This is a genomic window from Verrucomicrobiota bacterium, assembly GCA_037139415.1.
Taxonomy (GTDB): domain Bacteria; phylum Verrucomicrobiota; class Verrucomicrobiia; order Limisphaerales; family Fontisphaeraceae; genus JBAXGN01.
This window is the reverse complement of the sequence record JBAXGN010000307.1, coordinates 1-5272: the sequence shown is the minus strand read 5'-3', so window position 1 is coordinate 5272 and position 5272 is coordinate 1. Positions and strand designations below refer to the sequence as shown.

6 protein-coding genes are annotated in these 5272 nt (G+C 54.0%); 4 read left to right on the top strand and 2 right to left on the bottom strand.

From position 1 onward, the window contains the following. Window positions 1-76: 76 nt before the first annotated feature. A complete protein-coding gene (locus WCO56_28815; GenBank protein MEI7733603.1) occupies window positions 77-1075 on the bottom strand; it encodes a hypothetical protein in 999 nt (332 codons plus the stop codon). A 153-nt stretch (window positions 1076-1228) separates the two neighbouring features. On the opposite strand from WCO56_28815, the gene WCO56_28810 reads away from it, so the two are divergent. The 4 genes from WCO56_28810 (at window position 1229) to WCO56_28795 (ending at window position 3975) form a co-directional block, all read left to right on the top strand. Further along, entirely contained in the window at window positions 1229-1591 is a 363-nt protein-coding gene (locus tag WCO56_28810) for a DUF4143 domain-containing protein (GenBank protein ID MEI7733602.1), read from the top strand. A 386-nt stretch (window positions 1592-1977) separates the two neighbouring features. Beyond that, entirely contained in the window at window positions 1978-3288 is a 1311-nt protein-coding gene (locus WCO56_28805; protein MEI7733601.1) for an acyltransferase, read from the top strand. A 37-nt stretch (window positions 3289-3325) separates the two neighbouring features. Beyond that, complete coding sequence (locus WCO56_28800) at window positions 3326-3541, top strand: hypothetical protein (protein MEI7733600.1); 216 nt, start codon at window positions 3326-3328, stop codon at window positions 3539-3541. Then, the gene (locus WCO56_28795) at window positions 3532-3975 is read left to right on the top strand and encodes a hypothetical protein (GenBank protein MEI7733599.1); all 444 of its coding nucleotides are present in this window, start codon (window positions 3532-3534) and stop codon (window positions 3973-3975) included. The genes WCO56_28800 and WCO56_28795 overlap by 10 nt, the downstream gene beginning before the upstream one ends. A 141-nt stretch (window positions 3976-4116) precedes the next feature. Here WCO56_28795 and WCO56_28790 read toward each other — a convergent pair. After that, a partial coding sequence (locus tag WCO56_28790) for a choice-of-anchor D domain-containing protein (GenBank protein MEI7733598.1) occupies window positions 4117-5272 on the bottom strand: 1156 nt, incomplete at its 5' end.

Below are 5272 nucleotides of genomic sequence, written 5' to 3'. Positions count from 1 at the left end.
AGCCAGCAGCTCAAAAGACCAGCGAATTAGTCTCATCTTGATAGCGATTTGGAATGAGCCGGGTGCGGTTCGTTCGCTATTTGGCCGGGTCCAGTGGTTGCACGAAGCTCTGCGTGCCCTTGCTGTACGCAATCCAAACCGTGTGGGTCTTCGGGTCAACGACGACGCTTTTGGCACCGGCAGCGGTGGGGACATCGCCGAGCGAGACGAGTGTATCGCCCGTAACGCGCACCACCGAGAGCTTGCCCGCGCTGCTTGCGCAATATGCCAGGTGCAGTTCCGGGTCGTACGCCATTTCATCCACGCGGGAGGCAATCTCCGCGCTCGCCAGGACCTTGCCGGTCGAGCGACTCATCAGCGCCAGCTTGCCGTTGCCGCCCGCAACCAGCAGGGTGTCGGCATCCGGCACGATCGCCATGCCGTGCGGGTTACTGGCGGGTTCGGTGTTCCAGGTTTCCAGCACCTTGTTGCTGGCGGGATCAATCACCACCAGCGTATGGTTGTCTTTCACCACTTGGAACAGGCGTTTATTGGCCGGATCGAACGCCAGGTCTTCCATGCCCTTGCCCGAAAGTTTGAGGGTGGCGGTGATCTTTTTGGCAGCCGGGTCAATGACCCATAGTTCCGGGGCTTCGTCATTGCACACATAGGCCAGTCCGTTGGCCGGGTTGAAGGTCATCAGGTCGGCGGGGGCGGACAGCGGGACTTCCCCGATCATCTCCAGCTTCACGGCGTCCACAATCGCCATGCGCGGCGGCGCGCTCACGGCCACGTAGTACCGCCCGTTCTTGTCATCGGCGGCGCAATCCTGCGCGGCACCCGTCGCCACGCTTTTCAGCAGTTTGCGGGCATCTAGGTCAAACACGTCCAAGGTTTTATTTTTCGTATGCGCCAGCAGGAGCCGGTGTTTCGCGGTGTCAATGCGGATAAAATCAAAGGTGCCTTGGGTTTTTCCCAGCGCGATGGGTTCGCCCGGCGTCAGCGGCGCAGCGTGCGCGGTCAACACCAAGGTGAGTAGCAATCCGCCAAAACCGACGAACCACGGTTGGCGAGTATTCAGGTGTATATTTGTCATAACTGATAAAAAATAACCGTTTTGCCTCTTCAACGCCACCTATTTCATACTGGAATCCGTGATTCCGTCCGGGACCGTTTTCGCGGGTATCGTAAATTGGTCCGGACTATTTTACGATGTATGCGAAGCCTACTCGTGAGATTCAGGGGCCGCGTGAGATCTCCGCCACCGATTGGGAGACGCTTTGGGAACACGGCGGATTCCCGGAACCGTTTCTTCGGCGCGATACTCGCTTCACGTGCCGCGGGCGTTCCTTGGCGCCAGGAGCAACTCTCACGGGAAGACCTCCGCGACATCGCTCATATCACCGATCTCGGCACGATGGAAACGCTCATGCAACTTCTCGTTGAACGTAGTGCGCAGCAACTTGTCTATTCCAATCTCGCCCAGGAAATTCAGGTGGCGGTGGATACGGTCAAGCGCTGGATTGACCTTCTGAACCGCATGCACTTCGGGTTTATCGTTCGTCCATGGTTCAAGAATGTCGCCAAGGCGTTTCACAAAGAGCCCAAATAGTGGTTGTGTCATTAAAGGTAAGCACGACAGGAAGAATTTTGCTTGTTGACAATAAACTTTTAATGAATGACACCTAAATTCACCTAACTCTAAATCGCAGCCTTGGATAGCCAGTGCCGGCATTGTAAAATCACCCCAAAACGCCCAAACTTGCAAAATCAGAGTGCAAACAGTTCAAAAACAAGATTTGCCTGTTTCAGGAGCCGGATTTTGTATTTGCTGCCAATGAGCAGCGAACAAATAGTAATGTACCCTAACCAACTTCGCAGTCCCGGCGGCAGGGGGTGTCATGGCTAAAAATAACCAATGCAATAAGATTGGAGGATCCAGCGCCGCCGCGCCTAAGCAGCGGCGATAGGCGCATTTCCCCCCCAAAACCGTTCACCATGCGTTCTTCTGAACCTAACGCTCGGACGCTCCCAAGGCACTTCTATTCGCTGGATGCCTTGCGGGGAATTGCGGCATTAGCCGTTGTGTTCTACCACTGGCAACACTTCTTCTCGCGCAGAACAGAACTTCCACCGTTCGCTGCCACGCAACAACCACTCTACTTTTTGTTCAAACCACTTTATACAGACGGCTGGCGCGCTGTGGATTTGTTTTTTTGCCTGTCAGGATTCATTTTCTTTTGGCTCTACAACGAAAAGATCGCGCGGCGAGAAACGTCAGCCAAGCAATTCTCCGTTCTCCGCATTTCACGGTTATATCCACTTCATTTTTTGACACTTCTTGTGGTGGCCGCCGGTCAGCAATTCATGCTCTGGCGTGATGGTTCATCTTTTGTATATTCACACAACGACCTTTTTCATTTTGCGCTTCAGACCACATTTGCATCGAACTGGGGTTTCGAGCAGGGATATTCTTTCAACGGCCCGATTTGGTCCGTCTCCGTAGAGATACTTTGCTATGTCCTGTTTTTCCTGGTGTGCTTTCTGCGGCTCAGTCGTTGGTGGTTACTGTGTGGATTTGTCTGCTGTGGCTATTACCTATGGAGCATTGGGCTTCCTCATATCGGACGCGGTTTATTCTCCTTTTTTATTGGGGGCTTATCCTTTCAGATATTTGGCTATCTTGCGCGTTGCAATCCTCCACGAATAGCGCTCCGATGTCTTGGCGTGGCCTCATGCCTGCTGTGGGTATTAGTTCCGCTCAATGTTTACCAAAACCTATTTTACCGTATTTATAAAGCGTACTTTTGGACGGAAAGTCTTCGCGTTTTTGGCAAAGATGTTGGCGGTGCCATCCTCCTTATGCTAGCTCCGCTTTCGTTCGAGTTGATACTCTTTCCAGCAACAATTATAACGTTGGCATTATGGGAGTTGCATCGCGGAACATTGGGGAGACGATTAGCCTTCCTTGGTCACATTAGCTATTCGTCATACCTCTTGCACTTTCCGCTACAGCTAATATTTATTGGTAGCACCACCTTACTATCTATTCAAAGTGGCTTTTTCTACACGCCTTTCTCGCTTTTGCTATTTTTCACTGTTCTTATTCCGTTGTCCCTGTGTAGCTATTGGTATTTCGAGCGCCCTTGCCAGTCGTTAATTCGAGGGTGGGCATTCCGAAATCCAGTGCTTGAACGTAATGCGCCTAACCATGCGCAGCAGCGAGCCGGCTCCGCTGTCACGGCCTGTGCTTCACCACCTTCGCCCCCGACACAGGCCGCGCCAACTCCGCCGGTCGCTGAGCCTTGAGTTACCGCTGTACAGTCCGCTGCAACCGGGTGGCGGGATGTTGCTTGGGTTCCTGGACCTGCAGTCATTTGAATTGCCGCCAGTGTTGTGGATCAAGGGTACCGTGCCGCACGGCAAATATTATTCGCAGGGTTTTTCAGAAAACCGTGCGGTGAACCTGCAATCCTATACGCCGCCGTCTCCCGGCACGGACGCGGTGAACTGGGATAGCGGCCATTTGATCTGGGTGGTGGAAACCAAACGGTGCCGTTGACCAACACGGTGATCCTGACCAATGACCAGATACGGCTGATCTCCGGGCCATTGAGCAACCTTGTTGTGCGGGTCACTGCCAAGGACGGTTCCGTCTCCGGTACCTTCCTGGCCCCTGGCGCAAAGATTCCCACTGCCTATAAGGCAACCCTGTTGCAGACCCCAATGCTGACTTCGGGTGGCGGTTTCTTCCTTGGCATCAATCACGCCGGATATTTGAAGTTGCTGCCAATTAAACAACAACCTGGGCGGTTAACGGCCAGGGAGTCACAGGCGGTTGTTCGCTGGAACCAGGACCGAGAAGCGAACGACGCAACCATGAGTAGGAACGGGCCAGTTCAAGCGCACAGTGAGTCAAAAAAGAACACTTTTGATCGCGGAAGAATTTTGCTTGTTGATAATGAACCTTTAACGAATAACCTCTTCTCCGCGTAGGCGGCAGTTCCTGATCCACCGGGGCTCCGGTTTTCCCTTCGCTCCCAGTTTCATTTTCGAGGCCAGACCAGCGTTTTGCCTGTTTTTCATGATGTCGCAATTTGAATCGTTCCCAAAGGGATGCCTCCTCAATCGCTGCCATCACGGAGCGGTTACTCCTAGCCTCATGAAGAGCTGTGTGTTGGTGCCGATGGGTACACTGAAAATGTGCTGTGGCGGAGTGCCGGTGTCGGGAACCGCCACCCAACTTACCGATGTCAGACTTGTGCGGCACTTCGCGACGTAGGTGATACCTCCGACTCTGCTCGGCTGAGTAAAGCTGATCACGAAGTTGCTACCGATCATTTGCCCAGCGGGGAGTTGCGAAGAGTCAGCAAGCGTCGGGTTCAATCCAAACGCATATTCAATCAGATTTACGAGTCCGTCATGGTCGTAATCGAACAGATCGGCTGCATTCCCGGCATTGTTCGTCGTGCCAAAGTAAGTCTGGCGCCAGGTTTCCAAGAGCGTTTGGCCTGGTCCGGTCAGGTTAATATCGAACGAACTCTGATCCGTTGCGCTGCTCGCAATGTGGAGCGCCGCAGCACGTACTCCATGATCGACTGGCGAGAATGTCACTGTGCATGTCGTGCTACCGCCAGGCGGGACTGTGGTAGATATTGGCTGATTGACCAAAAACTCTGCAGCGTTGATGCCCGTGACCCTGAGATTGAGGCTTGTAAGAGGGATCGTGCCACGGTTGAAAATTGTCAGGGTCACTGAACTGCCAGGCATCAATCCCCCGGTGCCGAAGTCCAACGTGGACTGCGAATGGTTGAGGGTTGTGGTTCCATTCTTGATCGTGATGATGCCACCGGGCGGAGGCAAGCGGCGGCGAAATGCTCCGGTTCCTTGCGTGCCGATAAGCAGATGTTCCTCGCCGGAGGGATACGTGACGGTTTCGAGGACTCCCAAAGCATCCGCTATCCCGGGCATATCCGTTTTGAGGTTTGTCCATGAAACCCCGCGGTTAACCGACATGTTCACAAATTCGCCAGCACCGGTGTTGTCGCCCGCTGCCGCGAATACTCTGCCGTGCCGATCCATAGCTACGCACCTTATGGCGCCGCCGCCACCGGCAGGAGGATCCAGCACTTTGGTCGCGGCTTGGAAAGTGCCATCCGCAGCGAAGCTAAGGCGATAAAGTCCTGGCGTTCCCATGGCGGCATAGGCGGTAGTGGCGTCGCCGGGATCGAATCTGACGTGCGGGTGTGTGACCGGAGAATAACCCAAAATTAAACCGCCTGTAGAAACAGGT

What these genes read in the sequence shown, in the direction of transcription:
- WCO56_28800 (MEI7733600.1), top strand. Translation starts at nt 3,326, where the DNA reads ATGTTGCTTGGGTTCCTGGACCTGCAGTCATTTGAATTGCCGCCAGTG.
- WCO56_28805 (MEI7733601.1), top strand. Translation starts at nt 1,978, where the DNA reads ATGCGTTCTTCTGAACCTAACGCTCGGACGCTCCCAAGGCACTTCTAT.
- WCO56_28815 (MEI7733603.1), bottom strand. Translation starts at nt 1,075, where the DNA reads ATGACAAATATACACCTGAATACTCGCCAACCGTGGTTCGTCGGTTTT.